Here is a 14,565-nt window from a genome sequence, read left to right as displayed (position 1 = left end):
CCGTCGGCAGCCGCGGGTACGGGCGTATGTCCCCGCGACCAGCTGCCGGACTCCCGGCCGGGTATCGCTCGCCCGGCCCGCGTCCCCACGTCCATCTGCACGACACGCCACCGATGAGTGCGCGAAGGAGGGCCCCCTATGGCCGTCGACTACACAGTGATCGTCGTCTATCTGGCCGGCATGCTGGCCATGGGCTGGTGGGGCATGCGCCGCGCCAAGTCGAAGAGTGAGTTCCTGGTGGCCGGACGGCGCCTGGGCCCCGCGATGTACTCCGGGACCATGGCCGCGATCGTCCTCGGCGGCGCGTCCACCATCGGCGGCGTCGGACTCGGATACCAGTACGGGCTCTCCGGCGCCTGGATGGTGTTCGCCATCGGCCTCGGGCTCCTCGCGCTCTCCGTCTTCTTCTCCGCCCGCATCGCCCGCCTGAAGGTCTACACCGTCTCCGAGATGCTCGACCTCCGCTACGGCGGCCGGGCCGGCGTCATCTCCGGTGTCGTCATGTGGGCGTACACCCTGATGCTCGCGGTCACCTCGACCATCGCGTACGCCACCATCTTCGACGTCCTGTTCGACATGAACCGGACGCTCGCCATCATCATCGGCGGCTCGATCGTCGTCGCGTACTCCACGCTCGGCGGCATGTGGTCGATCACCCTCACCGACATGGTGCAGTTCGTCGTGAAGACCGTCGGCGTGCTGCTGCTCCTGCTCCCCATCGCGGTGATCAAGGCCGGTGGGTTCAGCGAGATGAAGGCCAAGCTGCCCACGGAGTACTTCGACCCGCTGGGCATCGGCGGCGAGACGATCTTCACCTACGTGCTGATCTACACCTTCGGCATGCTCATCGGCCAGGACATCTGGCAGCGCGTGTTCACCGCCCGCAGCGACACGACCGCCAAGTGGGGCGGCACCGTCGCCGGCACCTACTGCCTGGTGTACGCCCTCGCCGGCGCCGTCATCGGCACGGCGGCGAAGGTGCTCTACCCGACGCTGCCCAGCGCCGACACCGCCTTCGCGACCATCGTCAAGGACGAGCTTCCGGTCGGCGTACGGGGCCTGGTGCTCGCCGCCGCCCTCGCCGCCGTGATGTCCACGTCCTCCGGTGCCCTCATCGCCTGCGCCACCGTCGCCAACAACGACATCTGGGCCAAGCTGCGCGGAGCCGTAAGGCCCCGAGGGGACGACCACGACGAGGTCAAGGGGAACCGGGTCTTCATCCTCGTCATGGGCATCGCCGTGATCTGTACCGCCATCGCCCTCAACAACGTCGTCGAGGCGCTGACCGTCGCGTACAACCTGCTCGTGGGTGGTCTGCTCGTCCCGATCCTCGGCGGACTGCTGTGGAAGCGCGGGACCGTGCACGGCGCGCTCGCCTCCGTCGTCGTCGGCGGGCTCGCGGTCGTCGGACTGATGGCGACGTACGGCATCCTTGCGAACGAGCCCGTCTACTACGGGCTGCTGTCCTCGCTGGTCGCCTACGTGATCGTCTCCCTGGCCACACCCGCGACCGACCCGGCGGTCCTGGCCGCCTGGCGCGAGCGGCTGGCCGGGCGCGGCGCGGATGCCGAGGCCGAGGCCGAGCCGGCGGCCGTGGTCGCCTAGCCGCCGTACGTCACCCCAGCCCCCGAAGAGCTTCGGCCCGGCCGCCGCACGGCGACCGGGCCGGGCGGCACCCCGGTCAGCGGGGTCCGCGACACTGGAAGACGCACCACCCGCACCACGCACCACACCGCACCACTCACCACTCGCACCACGTATCACCCGTACCACCTGGAGGAGTCCGACGATGAGCAGCACCGAGTACCCGGCAGCAGGCGACAGCCAGCCACGCGGCCCCGTCGACTCGTCCCGCGTCCCGCGGTACGCGGGCCCCGCGACCTTCGCCCGGCTGCCGCGCCTCGACGAGGTCGGCCGCGCCGACGTCGCCGTGGTCGGCGTGCCCTTCGACTCCGGGGTCTCCTACCGACCCGGCGCCCGCTTCGGCGGCAACGCCATCCGCGAGGCCTCCCGCCTGCTGCGCCCGTACAACCCGGCGCAGGACGCCTCCCCCTTCGCCCTCGCCCAGGTCGCCGACGCCGGTGACATCGCGGCGAACCCGTTCAACATCAACGAGGCCGTGGAGACGGTCGAGGCCGCGGCCGACGAGCTGCTCGGCACGGGCGCCCGCCTGATGACGCTGGGCGGCGACCACACCATCGCGCTCCCGCTCCTGCGCTCCGTGGCCAAGAAGCACGGCCCGGTGGCCCTGCTCCACTTCGACGCGCACCTCGACACCTGGGACACCTACTTCGGCGCCGAGTACACGCACGGCACCCCGTTCCGCCGGGCGGTGGAGGAGGGGATCCTGGACACGGAGGCCCTCTCCCACGTCGGCACCCGCGGCCCGCTGTACGGCAAGCAGGACCTCACCGACGACGAGAAGATGGGCTTCGGCATCGTCACCTCGGCGGACATCTACCGCCGAGGCGCCGACGAGGTCGCCGACCAGCTGCGCCAGCGCATCGGCGACCGCCCGCTGTACATCTCCATCGACATCGACTGCCTCGACCCGGCGCACGCCCCCGGCACGGGCACCCCGGAGGCCGGCGGCATGACCTCCCGCGAGCTGCTGGAGATCCTGCGCGGACTGTCCTCCTGCAACCTGGTCTCCGCGGACGTGGTCGAGGTCGCGCCCGCCTACGACCACGCCGAGATCACGGCGGTGGCCGCGTCCCACACGGCGTACGAACTGACGACGATCATGTCCCGCCAGATCGCGGCGGCCAGGGCTCAGGAGGCCGGGAACAAGTGACTCACGACCACGACCTGGTGCTCCGTCCGTCGGCGGCGCAGACGGAGGCCGCGCTGAATCCGCCCCCCGGCCGCAACGGCGGAGACCTGGTCGTGGAGACCCTCTCCGGTCTCGGCGCCACCACCGTCTTCGGCCTGCCCGGCCAGCACGCGCTCGGCATGTTCGACGCCCTGCGCCGCTCCTCGTTGCAGTACATCGGCCTGCGGGTGGAGAACAACGCGGGGTTCGCGGCCGACGCGTACGGCCGCATCACGGGTGAGGCCGCGCCCCTGCTGCTCTCCACCGGCCCGGGTGCGCTGACCTCCCTGGCCGCGCTCCAGGAGGCCGCCGCGGCCTCCGCCCCCGTCCTCGCCATCAGCAGCCAGGTCCCCACCGCGGGACTGGGCGGTGGACGTCACGGCTATCTGCACGAACTCCCCGACCAGCAGGCGTCGTTCAGGGGTGTCGTCAAGTCCGTCCACACGGTCCGTACGCAGTCGCAGATCCCCTCCGCGATCGCGGCGGCCTGGGAGTCGGCGCTGACCGTCCCGCACGGCCCGGTCTGGGTGGAGATCCCGCAGGACGTCCTGCTCGCCGAGACCCACCTGCCGCAGGTCACCGCGATGGACGCGACCCCGGAGGACGTCGTCCCGCGCCCCGAACTGACGGCGCTGGCCGCCCACCTGCTGTCCTCGGCGGCCCGCCCCGCGATCATCGCGGGCGGCGGGGTCGTACGGTCGGACGCGTCCGGCAAGCTGAAGGCGCTGGCGGAGAAGCTGAACGCGCCGGTCGTCACCACCTTCGGCGGCAAGGGCGCCTTCCCCTGGACCCACCCGCTCTCGCTCCAGTCCTGGCTGGAGGACCGGCACACCACGGACTTCCTGGAAGACGCGGACGTCCTGCTGGTCGTCGGCTCCGGCCTCGGTGAACTGTCCTCGAACTACCACACGTTCAAGCCCCGCGGCCGGGTCGTCCAGATCGAGGCCGACCTCGGCAAGCTGGAGTCCAACCACCCGGCGATCGGTATCCACGCGGACGCCAGGCTCGCGCTCTCCGCGCTCCTGGAGACCGTCGAGGAGCGCCCCGACCCGACGGCGGCGGACCGCGTCCGCACGCTGCTCGACCGGGTGGGGGAGCGCATCGCCGCACAGGAACTCACCCTGGAACAGGAGGTGCTGGCGTCCGTCCGCCGGGCCCTCCCGTCCACCTCCCCGTCCTTCTGGGACATGACCATCCTGGCGTACTGGGCGTGGTCCGCCTTCGACCCGCGCGGAAAGAACACCATGCACTCCGCCCAGGGCGCGGGCGGCCTCGGCTACGGCTTCCCGGCGGCCCTCGGCGCGGCGGCGGCCGATCCCACCCGTCCGGTCCTCGCGGTCTCCGGTGACGGCGGCGCGTTGTATTCGATCGCCGAACTCGCCACCGCGAGGCAGTACGACCTGAACGTCACCTGGCTCATCGTCGACGACGGCGGCTACGGCATCCTGCGCGAGTACATGACCGGCGCCTTCGGCCAGGCCACGGCGACGGAGCTGACCCGCCCCGACTACGTGGCGCTGGCCGAGTCCTTCGGTGTCCCGGGGGTCCGTACGACCCCCGAGACACTGGAGGAGGACCTGGCGAAGGCCTTCGCGAGCCCCGGCCCGTCCGTGGTGCTGCTCCCGGCGGTGCTGCGGATGTTCGCGCCGACCCATCTCGGGAGCTGACGGCACGGTCGACAGCCACGGTCCGGTGGCCCGGGCCGTAGCCGGTCGACCGCCATCGCGGCCGTCTACCAGATCGCCTCGACCCACTCCGGGTGGTCGATGAACGGGTTGCGGTTGTGCTGGTAGCTGTCGTAGATGACCTGGTTGCGCTTCTCCTCGAAGGCGCTCGGCGGGTCCTCGTCGTTCCACTCCTTGAGCACGGACAGCTTGCCTATGAACGGCGCGCTCCCGTTGTTGACCTTCTCGTCGGGCTCCAGGTCGGCGAAACCGTCGCCGCCGTCGTAGCGCACCGCCATGTAGAGGATCATGCGGGCCACGTCGCCCTTGTCCGCGTCGCGCGGCTCGAACGAGTCGGAGTCGGTGAGGCTTCCACCCCCGCCGCTGACCGTGCTGCCGCCGTTGTCGAAGTCCTTGTTGCCGCGGATGCTGTTGACCTGGACGTCCGCGGGACGCAGGTGGTGCAGGTCCGTGCCGGGACCGGTCACCTCGCCGAAGTCGCCGTGGGACTTGGCCCACACGTGCTCGCGGTTCCAGTCGCCCGTGTCACCGCCGTTGAGCGACTTGGCACGCGAGGTGCCGCTGTACAGCAGGATCACGTTGTTGCTGTTGTTCGGGTCCTGGTCGGTGACCATGAGCGCGTTCCAGACCGCGGAGTACGAGATCTTGGTCTGGCTGCTGATGATCGTGTGCAGCGAGGACTTCAGGCCGCTGCCGGTCTTGCCGACCGCGTTCTTGTAGTACGTGCTGTCGTACGCGGTCGTCGTGGCGCTCGCGGGAGTGGCGGTCATCGCCGGCAGGGTGAGGCCTACCAGGACGGCTGAGGTGGTCAGCGCCAGCGTCTTCCAGCGGCGTATGTGCGTGGCGGGCATGGTGGGGGCGTCCGTTCTACGCGGGTTGATCGAGCGGGCAACCGGAGCGTGACATGGACATGCGATTCAGGGAATGAACGGAGCGTGTCGGTTGGGTGACGGAAACCGGCAAGTCGCTTGTTGTGCGCGCGACATGACGCACCGGAAGGCCCCTGCCCATCAGTCACATGGGCGGGGGCCTTCCGGCACTTGAGGGGCGGTCAGTTCAGGTCGGACGGGTTCAGGCGGTAGAGCGCGGACGACGTCTGGCCGCTCTGCGCCTGGGAGCCGGACTCGGCCGAGGCCTCGGTCGAGGTCTTGGACGTCGGCGTGGTGGAGGTGCTCTTGCTGTAGGCGCTCTCCTTCACCACCGTGGCGTGCTTCTGCACCCAGGCCGTGACCTGCGAGCTGACGCTGTCGGAGCCGCCCTGGCCCATGCCGCCGCCCATGCCACCGCCGAGCTGGATGTAGTGCAGCTCGCCCTTCTTCACCAGCTCCTTGAGCTTGGCGAGGGTCATCGCCTTGTCCGTGCCGGACCAGCCCCACATCGAGATGACGGGCTGCCCGGTGCTGACGATCAGCTGCGCGGCGCTCTGTGAACTGGACACCGCGAGCAGCCACTTGGCGCCGTCCCGGTGCTTCTTCAGGTAGGCGACGAGTTCGCTGTCGGCGCCGCCGCCCATGCCGCCCATGCCACCGCCGCCGAAGCCGCCGCGCTGTCCGGTGGCGCCGGTGCCGTTCGGGGGCGTACCCGTCTCGCCGCCCGCCTGCCGGCCGCCGGGGAAGCCGCCGTTCTCGCCGCCGCCGGGCAGTTCGCCGTTGCGCTGCTGGGTGCCGCCGGGCATACCGCCGCCGGAGGCACCGCCGGGCGCGCCGCTCGGCACCGTACCCGTCTGGCCGCCCTGTTGCGTGCCACCCGGCATCTCGCCGTTGCCCGGACCGCCGGAACCGCCGGAACCGCCGGGGAAGCCGCCCGCGCGACCCCCGCCGCCGGGCCCGCCCATGCCGTTGCCCGTCGTCGGACCGGCCGTCGGGTTGGTGCCGCCCATGCCGCCGCCCGAGCCGGAGGGCACCGAGGCGGCGTACGCCGTCGGACCCGCCAGCGCGGCGACGATCGCCGCGGTCAGCGCGCCCGCCAGCAGCCGTACGCGCTGTCCGGACCGGAAGAGGAGGAGACCCACGATCGCCGCAGCCATCAGCACCGCGACCGTCGGCCACAGCCAGGTGTTCCAGCCGGAGGCCCGGCGCAGCAGCACGACCGACCAGATCGCGGTGGCGCCCAGGGCGAGGGGCAGTGCCCACACCCACCGCTTGTCGTCCCGGAAGGCCCGCAGCAGCATGACGCCGCCGCCTCCGCACAGGGCCGCGATGCCGGGGGCGAGCGCGGTCGTGTAGTACGGGTGCATGGTGCCCTCGGCCATGGCGAAGGTCAGGTAGTGGAAGAGGGTCCAGCCGCCCCAGAGAATCAGCGCGGCGCGGGTGAGGTCGGTGCGCGGGGCGCGGCCGCGCAGGATCAGACCGCCGACGAGGGCGATCGCGGCGAAGGGCAGCAGCCAGGAGATCTGGCCGCCGAGGATGTCGTTGAACATCCGGCCGAGACCGGCGGTGCCGGCGAAGTTGGCGCCCCCGCCGCCCCCGCCGCCCCCGCCGCCGTTGCCCTCGCCGCCGAAGACCCGGCCCAGGCCGTTGTAACCCGTGATCAGGTTCCAGGCGGTGCCGTCGGTCGAACCGCCGATGTACGGCCGTTCGGAGGCGGGCACCAGGGAGACGGCCGCCGCCCACCAGAAGCTGGAGACGGCCAGGGCCACGCCCGCGAGCAGCAGGTTGACGATCCGCTTCACCAGGGGGAGGCGGGCCGCGTACAGGTACATGGCGAAGACGGCGGGCAGGGCGATGTAGCCCTGGAGCATCTTGGTGTTGAAGGCGAGCCCGAAGCACACCGCGGAGCCGAGCAGCGGCAGCAGCCGGCCGTTGTGCGCGGAGCGCAGCGCCAGGGCCGCACCGCCCACCATCAGCAGCACCAGCAGGGAGTCGGGGTTGTTGTCACGGTTGATGGCGACGGTGATCGGGGTGAGCGCGAGCACCAGCGCGGCGATCGCGGCGGCGCCGTGCCCGAACACCCGCTTCACCGAGGAGTGCAGGATCCAGATCGTGCCGACCGCGGCGGCGATCAGCGGCAGCATCATCTGCCAGGTGCCGAAGCCGAAGACCCGGCAGAACAGGCCCATGACCATGAGGACGAGCGGCGGCTTGTCGACGGTCATGAAGTTGCCCGCGTCCAGCGAGCCGAAGAACCACGCCTCCCAGCTGTGCGTGCCACTGAGCACGGCGGCGCTGTAGAAGCTGTTCAGGCTGGAGGACGACAGGTTCCAGGAGTACAGCACCGTGGCCAGCGCCATGATCGCGATCAGGGCGGGGAGGGACCAGCGGGGCGCGGCGGGGGTGGGCGACGGCTCCTGGGGCGGCTCGGCGGCCGGTGCGCCGGGGGCCACGGAAGGGCCGGGAGCCGGGGGCAGTGGGTCGGTGGCAGATGTCACCAGTGCACCGTGCACACCGCCGGTGGGTACGGGCTGTGCTCTGTCTGGGGGCGAGCTGTGGATGGATGAGATGCGGGTAAGAGAGCCGCCCGCCCGCCGCTCCTCCGGCATCTCTCCGTGCCTTCAGGACGGCCCCCTCGCTACCCCGAACCTCCGTCCGCAGAAAACGCGTACAACTTTCGGCCACCCAAGTGAGTCATGAGAGGCGAGTGCGCCACAGGCGCGCTCGTATTGGTCGAAGGGGATGGGGAACCTCCATGACTCACCGGATATCCCGGCGTGCCCGTGTGCTCGCGGCGGGCCTCGGCGCCGGGGTGATCGTGCCGTTCGCGGCCGCCGCCGCACCGGCCGCTGCCGCCACGGCACCGCAGGTCAGCTGTACGTCGAGCAAGACGGGCCTGGCCACCAAGCTGCAGACGGACATCACCACGGCGCTCAAGGGCCGCGCCGGCACCGTCGCCGTCGGTCTCTACGACCGTTCGACGAAGACCACCTGCACCCTGCGGAGCAGCACCGCGTACGACTCCGCCAGCGTCGTCAAGGCCACCGTGCTGGCCACGCTGCTGTGGGACGCCAAGAAGCACAACCGGTATCTGACCACGCGTGAGCAGAGCCTCGCCACGGCCATGATCACCCAGTCGGACAACAACGCCACCAGCACGCTGTGGAAGCAGCTCGGTGTGACCAAGGTGAAAGGTTTCCTCGCCGCCGCCGGGATGACCCAGACCAAGCCGGGTGCCAACAACTACTGGGGTCTCACCCAGATCACCGTCCGGGACGAGCAGAAGCTGCTCGCGCTGCTCACCGCCAAGAACTCCGTGCTGAGCGACAACTCCCGCGCCTACGAGCTGAAGTTGATGGGCAAGGTCATCTCCTCGCAGCGCTGGGGCACCCCGGCCGGAGCGCCCTCCTCGGTCGCCGTGCACGTCAAGAACGGCTGGCTGTCGCGTGCCACGCACGGCTGGCGCGTGCACAGCATCGGCACGTTCAACGGCGCGGGCCACGACTACATGATCACCGTGCTGACACAGGACAACAGCACCATGCAGTACGGCGTCAACACCATCCAGGCCGTCGCCAAGGCCATCCACAAGGACCTGGTGCCGACCGCCTCCACGACCAGCGCGAGCGTGCTGCGCTACGTGCCCACGACCAACCCCCAGGAAGCGATCCCGGCGGTGCCGTCCGCGGGCTGACGCTTCACGAGGCGGTCTCCCGCGCGTCAGCCGGCCGTCCTACGGTGACCGGCATGCGCATGAGATCCGTACTCGCCACCGTCACCGCCGGCCTGGCGGCGGCCACCTGTGTGACCGCCGCCGCTCCGGCCGACGCCCACAGCGGCAAAGCCCCGGGCGTCCACGCCTGTTCGCCCGCCGTCTCGATCACGAGCTACTCCGACGTGCTCGACAAGACGACGTACGACGACACCTTCGTCGGCAACCTCTCCGCGCTCGCCGTCGACCGCGGCGGCCGGATCGCCGCGCTCTCCGACCGGTCCTCGCTCTTCACCCTGGACCGCGAGACGCTGAAGCCGACGAGCGTCGTGAACCTCGTCGACGAGAAGGGCGCCGCGCTCGACTCCGAGGGCCTGGCCGTGGACCTCCCCCACTCTCGGCTTCGCTCGAGCGGGGGGACCCCCACCGGCACCCGTCTCGTCACCTCCGAGACCGAGCCCTCCGTACGCCGCTACGAGCGCGACGGCACCCTCGTCGGGAGCCTTCCCGTGCCGGACGCGCTCAAGGTCGCTCCCGCGGGCCGCGCCACCTCCAACCTGACCTTCGAAGGGCTCACGCTCCTCCCCGGCGGCCGCACCCTGCTCGCCGCCATGGAGGGGTCACTGAGCGGTGACACCGCCGGCATCGTGCGCTTCCAGACCTGGGACCGCGCGACCCGCCAGGGTGACTTCCGGCTCTCCGCCCAGTACGGCTACCGCACCGACGCCGGCCTCGGCGTCTCCGAGGCACAGGCCACCCCCGACGGCCGCCTCCTCGTCCTGGAGCGCGGCTTCACCGCGGGCGTCGGCAACACCGTCCGCCTCTACCTCGCCGACCTCCGCCACGCCACGGACACCCGCCGTGTCGACACCCTGACCGGCCAGGAAGGTGTGCGGCTCGCCCGCAAGACGCTCCTCGCCGACCTCGTGAACTGTCCTTCACTGGGCGCCCGGGCCAAGCAGCCCCAGCCCAACCCCCTCCTCGACAACATCGAGGGCCTGACGATCACCGGCCGCGCCCCGGACGGCCGTCTCCAGCTCCTCCTGGTCAGCGACGACAACCAGAACGCCGTCCAGACCACCCGCCTGTACTCCCTGAGCGTCCGCCTGCCACACACGGTGAACGGCTGATGATTGCGGAGGGATGAAATCCGCTTGCTTCAGCGTTGGTGTCTTGCGGCGGAGTGAGATCTACGGAAGGCACCGGCGTGGCATTCGAGCAAGGGGACAAGGGCGGCTGGGCGCAGCGGCTCGCGGGGTACGCGTGGCGGTACCCGAAGTACGTCCTGCTCGCGCTCGGCTCCTCGCTCGGCGGCATGGCGGTCCTGGCGGTCGTCCCGCTGATCACCAAGGTGATCATCGACGACGTCATCGGGAACCACAGCAAGTCCATGGCGCCCTGGGCGGGCGCGCTCATAGCCGCCGCCGTCGTCGTGTACGTCCTCACCTACATCCGCCGCTACTACGGCGGCCGCCTCGCCCTCGACGTCCAGCACGACCTGCGGACCGAGATGTACGGGACGATCACCCGGCTCGACGGACGACGCCAGGACGAGCTGTCCACCGGCCAGGTCGTCGGCCGCGCCACCAGCGACCTCCAGCTGATCCAGGGCCTGCTCTTCATGCTCCCGATGACCATCGGGAACGTGCTGCTCTTCCTGATCTCCCTCGGGATCATGGCCTCGCTGTCCCTGCCCCTCACCCTGGTCGCGCTCGCCGTCGCCCCCGCCCTCTGGGTCGTCGCCAAGCGCAGCCGCTCCAAGCTGCACCCCGCCACCTGGTACGCGCAGGCGCAGGCCGCCGCCGTGGCGGGTGTGGTCGACGGCGCCGTCAGCGGCGTACGCGTGGTGAAGGGCTTCGGGCAGGAGGAGCAGGAGACCGGGAAGCTCCGGGAGGTCGGGCGGCGGCTCTTCGCGGGGCGGCTGCGGACCATCCGGCTCAACGCCAAGTACACCCCGGCCCTCCAGGCCGTGCCCGCCCTCGGCCAGGTCGCGATGCTGGCGCTGGGCGGCTGGCTCGCCGTACGGGGCCAGATCACGCTCGGCACCTTCGTCGCGTTCTCCTCGTACCTCTCCCAGCTCGTGGGACCCGTACGGATGCTCGCCGTGGTCCTCACCGTCGGGCAGCAGGCCCGCGCGGGCGCCGAGCGCGTTCTCGAGCTCATCGACACCGAGCCGTCGATCAAGGACGGCACCAAGACCCTCCCGGCCGACGCGCCCGCGACCGTCGAGTTCGACGACGTGTCCTTCGCCTACGAGGACGGGCGGCCGGTGCTCGACGGGCTGAGCTTCGAGATCCGTCCCGGCGAGACCCTCGCCGTGGTCGGCTCCTCCGGCTCCGGCAAGTCGACGGTCTCCCTCCTGATGCCCCGCTTCTACGACGTGACGCACGGTGCCGTCCTCATCGGGGGCCACGACGTCCGCGAGCTGACGCAGGAGTCACTGCGCGCCGCGATCGGCCTGGTCCCCGAGGACTCCTTCCTCTTCTCCGACACCGTGCGCGCCAACATCGCCTACGGCCGCCCGGACGCCACCCAGGAGGAGATCGAGACCGCGGCCCGCGCCGCACAGGCGGACCGTTTCATCGCCGAGCTGCCCGAGGGCTACGACACCAAGGTGGGCGAGCACGGCCTCACCCTCTCCGGCGGCCAGCGCCAGCGCGTCGCCCTCGCCCGCGCCATCCTCACCGACCCCCGCCTGCTCGTCCTGGACGACGCCACCTCCGCCGTGGACGCCCGCGTCGAGCACGAGATCCACGAGGCCCTCAAGGGGGTCATGGAGGGGCGCACCACCCTCCTCATCGCCCACCGCCGCTCCACCCTCAACCTCGCCGACCGCATCGCCGTCCTCGACGGCGGCCGCCTCGCCGACATCGGCACCCACGAGGAACTCCAGCAGCGCTCCCCGCTGTATCGCCGGCTCCTGACCGACCCGGACGAGCTGGGCGGCGTCTCGCCCGGCCACGTCCTGCCCGACGTGCCCCAGGAGGACACCTCCGTACGGGACGAGCTGGACGCCGAGTTCGACGCCGAGCGCGGGGTCACTCCCCATCTGTGGACCGGCGACCGGGAGCCCAAGGACAACGCCCTGTCCGGCATGCCCGCCACGCCCGAACTCCTCACGTTGGTCGAGGCGCTGCCTCCGGCCACCGACGCCCCCGGCATCGACGAGGCGCGTGCGGTCAGGCCCGAGGAGTCGTACGGGCTGCGCAGGCTGCTGCGCGGCTTCGGGCTCCCGCTGCTCGTGAGCCTGGGGCTCGTGGCCGTGGACGCGGGGATGAGTCTGCTGCTGCCGGTGCTGATCCGGCACGGCATCGACCAGGGCGTCACCCGGATGGCCATCGGCGCGGTGTGGGCCGCCGCCGCGCTGGCGCTGGTCACCGTGCTCATCCAGTGGGCCGCGCAGATCGGCGAGACCCGGATGACGGGCCGGACCGGCGAACGGGTCCTCTACTCCCTCCGCCTGAAGATCTTCGCGCAGCTCCAGCGCCTCGGGCTCGACTACTACGAGCGGGAGCTGACGGGCCGGATCATGACCCGGATGACGACGGACGTCGACGCGCTGTCGACGTTCCTCCAGACGGGCCTGGTCACCGCCTTCGTCTCGGTCGTCACCTTCTTCGGCATCATGGGCGCGCTGCTGGTGATCGACGTACAGCTCGCGCTGGTCGTCTTCATCACCCTTCCGCCGCTGGTCATCGGCACGTTCTTCTTCCGCCGGGCGAGCGTGAAGGCGTACGAACTCGCCCGCGAGCGGGTGTCGGCGGTCAACGCCGACCTCCAGGAGTCGGTCTCCGGACTGCTGATCCTGCAGGCGTTCCGGCGCGAGCGCTCGGGCGGGCAGCGGTTCGCGGAGGGCAGCGACAGCTACCGCAGGGCGCGCACCCGCGGCCAGTGGCTGATATCGATCTACTTCCCCTTCGTGCAACTGCTGTCGTCGGTCGCGTCGGCGGCCGTGCTGATCGTGGGCGCGCACCGGGTGGACGCAGGCACCCTCACGACGGGCGCGCTGGTCGCCTACCTCCTCTACATCGACCTGTTCTTCGCGCCCGTGCAGCAGCTCTCGCAGGTCTTCGACGGCTACCAGCAGGCCACGGTCTCGCTGGGCCGCATCCAGGAACTGCTCCAGGAGCCGACCTCGACGAAGGCGGCCGACGAACCGCTGGACGTCCTTTCCCTGCGGGGCGACATCGCCTTCGAGGACGTCGACTTCGCCTATGGTGACGACGAGGAGGCGCTCAGCGCCGTCTCGCTGAGCATCCCCGCCGGACAGACCGTCGCCTTCGTGGGCGAGACCGGTGCGGGCAAGTCGACGCTGGTGAAGCTGGTCGCCCGGTTCTACGACCCGACGGGCGGGCGGGTGACGGTCGACGGGACGGATCTGCGCTCGCTCGACCTGACCTCGTACCGGCACCGGCTCGGCGTCGTCCCCCAGGAGGCGTACCTCTTCCAGGGGACCGTCCGGGACGCCATCGCCTACGGGCGCCCCGACGCGACCGACGCCGAGGTGGAGGCCGCGGCCCGCGCGGTCGGCGCCCACGACATGATCGCCACGCTCGACGGCGGCTACCTCCACGAGGTCGCCGAGCGCGGTCGCAACCTCTCCGCCGGCCAGCGCCAGCTGATCGCGTTGGCCCGCGCCGAACTCGTGGACCCGGACGTGCTGCTCCTCGACGAGGCGACGGCGGCGCTGGACCTGGCGACGGAGGCCCTGGTCAACCAGGCCACCGACCGCCTCGCCGGCCGCCGTACGACCCTCGTCGTCGCCCACCGTCTGACGACGGCCGCCCGCGCCGACCGGGTCGTGGTCATGGACCACGGCCGCGTCGCCGAGGACGGCACCCACGACGAACTCCTCCAACAGGGCGGCCACTACGCGGAGTTGTGGAGGACGTTCGTCGGAGCCCCGGAGGAGGAGGAGCCGGTTCCCTCATCGGCGTGAGTGCCCGCACCGGTCTGAGTTCCCTCAACAGCGGGAGAGGGAGCGTGCCTCGGACCTCTCAGCTCTTCGCCTTGATGTCGGAGATCTTCTTCGTGGCCAGGTCCGACTGCACGGTCAGATAGGTGTACGTGGGGTGCTGGGCGGAGCCCCAGGTGAGGCGCACCGTCGACCAGGTGTGGCCCGCGCCGCTGTCGCCCGCCGTCACCTTCCACGCCCGCGGCACGTCCTGCGCGCGCAGCACCCCGTCGGCGTGCTCGCGGCTCTCCCACTTGGCCAGGCGGGTGCGGAGATCCTTGGTCAGGTAGAAGGTGCGCAGCTGGGAGCCGAGGTGACCGCTTCCCTCGTCGGTGACGGCGTCGATGTAGGCGCCGTAGAAGTTCGCCACCCGGTCGTAGGCGGGGCCGTTGGCGCCGCTGCGGACGGGCGGGGGCGTGCTGGAGCCGGCGAACGCGGGCACGGAGGCACCCGCCGTGGCGAGGAGCGCCGCGGCGACGAGCGCGCCGACGGCCGTACGTGAATGTGACGTGCGGGACATGGATGAGTACCTT

Annotated in this window: 9 protein-coding genes; 6 read left to right on the top strand and 3 right to left on the bottom strand. The window is 71.1% G+C overall.

Going from position 1 to position 14,565, the window contains the following annotated elements; translation table 11 throughout:
• Nucleotides 1-138 precede the first annotated feature (138 nt).
• From AAFF41_RS18880 to AAFF41_RS18870, 3 genes are all read left to right on the top strand, one after another.
• Nucleotides 139-1,605, top strand: a complete 1,467-nt coding sequence (locus AAFF41_RS18880) for a sodium:solute symporter family protein (RefSeq protein WP_319747921.1) — start codon at nt 139-141, stop codon at nt 1,603-1,605.
• Between the two features lie 184 nt (nt 1,606-1,789).
• A complete protein-coding gene (speB, locus tag AAFF41_RS18875) occupies nt 1,790-2,794 on the top strand; it encodes an agmatinase (RefSeq protein WP_060901913.1) in 1,005 nt (334 codons plus the stop codon).
• On the top strand, nt 2,791-4,479 hold the full coding sequence (locus AAFF41_RS18870) for a thiamine pyrophosphate-binding protein (protein WP_319747923.1): 1,689 nt from the start codon (nt 2,791-2,793) through the stop codon (nt 4,477-4,479). The genes speB and AAFF41_RS18870 overlap by 4 nt, the downstream gene beginning before the upstream one ends.
• Before the next feature lie 65 nt (nt 4,480-4,544).
• Here the strand turns inward: AAFF41_RS18870 and AAFF41_RS18865 are convergent, their stop codons facing one another.
• Complete coding sequence (locus AAFF41_RS18865; RefSeq protein WP_343324279.1) at nt 4,545-5,348, bottom strand: endonuclease I family protein; 804 nt, start codon at nt 5,346-5,348, stop codon at nt 4,545-4,547.
• A gap of 200 nt (nt 5,349-5,548) precedes the next feature.
• Nucleotides 5,549-7,864, bottom strand: a complete 2,316-nt coding sequence (locus AAFF41_RS18860) for a glycosyltransferase family 39 protein (RefSeq protein WP_343324278.1) — start codon at nt 7,862-7,864, stop codon at nt 5,549-5,551.
• Nucleotides 7,865-8,121: 257 nt separating this feature from the next.
• Here AAFF41_RS18860 and AAFF41_RS18855 point away from each other — a divergent pair, with 257 nt between their 5' ends.
• From AAFF41_RS18855 to AAFF41_RS18845, 3 genes are all read left to right on the top strand, one after another.
• Nucleotides 8,122-9,060: a serine hydrolase gene (locus tag AAFF41_RS18855; RefSeq protein ID WP_319747930.1), complete on the top strand. Its 939-nt coding sequence runs from the start codon at nt 8,122-8,124 to the stop codon at nt 9,058-9,060.
• 53 nt (nt 9,061-9,113) lie between these two features.
• Nucleotides 9,114-10,208, top strand: coding sequence for an esterase-like activity of phytase family protein (locus AAFF41_RS18850; RefSeq protein ID WP_343324277.1), 1,095 nt, complete (start codon nt 9,114-9,116; stop codon nt 10,206-10,208).
• Between the two features lie 77 nt (nt 10,209-10,285).
• A complete protein-coding gene (locus AAFF41_RS18845; RefSeq protein ID WP_343324276.1) occupies nt 10,286-14,017 on the top strand; it encodes an ABC transporter ATP-binding protein in 3,732 nt (1,243 codons plus the stop codon).
• A 58-nt stretch (nt 14,018-14,075) separates the two neighbouring features.
• Here AAFF41_RS18845 and AAFF41_RS18840 read toward each other — a convergent pair whose 3' ends face one another.
• Nucleotides 14,076-14,552 (bottom strand): hypothetical protein, encoded by a 477-nt coding sequence (locus AAFF41_RS18840; RefSeq protein ID WP_319747936.1) that lies wholly within the window; start codon nt 14,550-14,552, stop codon nt 14,076-14,078.
• Between the last annotated feature and the right edge of the window lie 13 nt (nt 14,553-14,565).

It is taken from the genome of Streptomyces mirabilis (assembly GCF_039503195.1).
GTDB classification, from domain to species: Bacteria; Actinomycetota; Actinomycetes; order Streptomycetales; family Streptomycetaceae; genus Streptomyces; species Streptomyces mirabilis_D.
Note: the sequence above shows the minus strand (reverse complement) of the source record. Positions and strands in the feature narration are given on the sequence as shown.

What these genes read in the sequence shown, in the direction of transcription:
- AAFF41_RS18850 (WP_343324277.1), top strand. Translation starts at nt 9,114, where the DNA reads ATGCGCATGAGATCCGTACTCGCCACCGTCACCGCCGGCCTGGCGGCG.
- AAFF41_RS18880 (WP_319747921.1), top strand. Translation starts at nt 139, where the DNA reads ATGGCCGTCGACTACACAGTGATCGTCGTCTATCTGGCCGGCATGCTG.
- speB (WP_060901913.1), top strand. Translation starts at nt 1,790, where the DNA reads ATGAGCAGCACCGAGTACCCGGCAGCAGGCGACAGCCAGCCACGCGGC.
- AAFF41_RS18865 (WP_343324279.1), bottom strand. Translation starts at nt 5,348, where the DNA reads ATGCCCGCCACGCACATACGCCGCTGGAAGACGCTGGCGCTGACCACC.
- AAFF41_RS18855 (WP_319747930.1), top strand. Translation starts at nt 8,122, where the DNA reads ATGACTCACCGGATATCCCGGCGTGCCCGTGTGCTCGCGGCGGGCCTC.
- AAFF41_RS18840 (WP_319747936.1), bottom strand. Translation starts at nt 14,552, where the DNA reads ATGTCCCGCACGTCACATTCACGTACGGCCGTCGGCGCGCTCGTCGCC.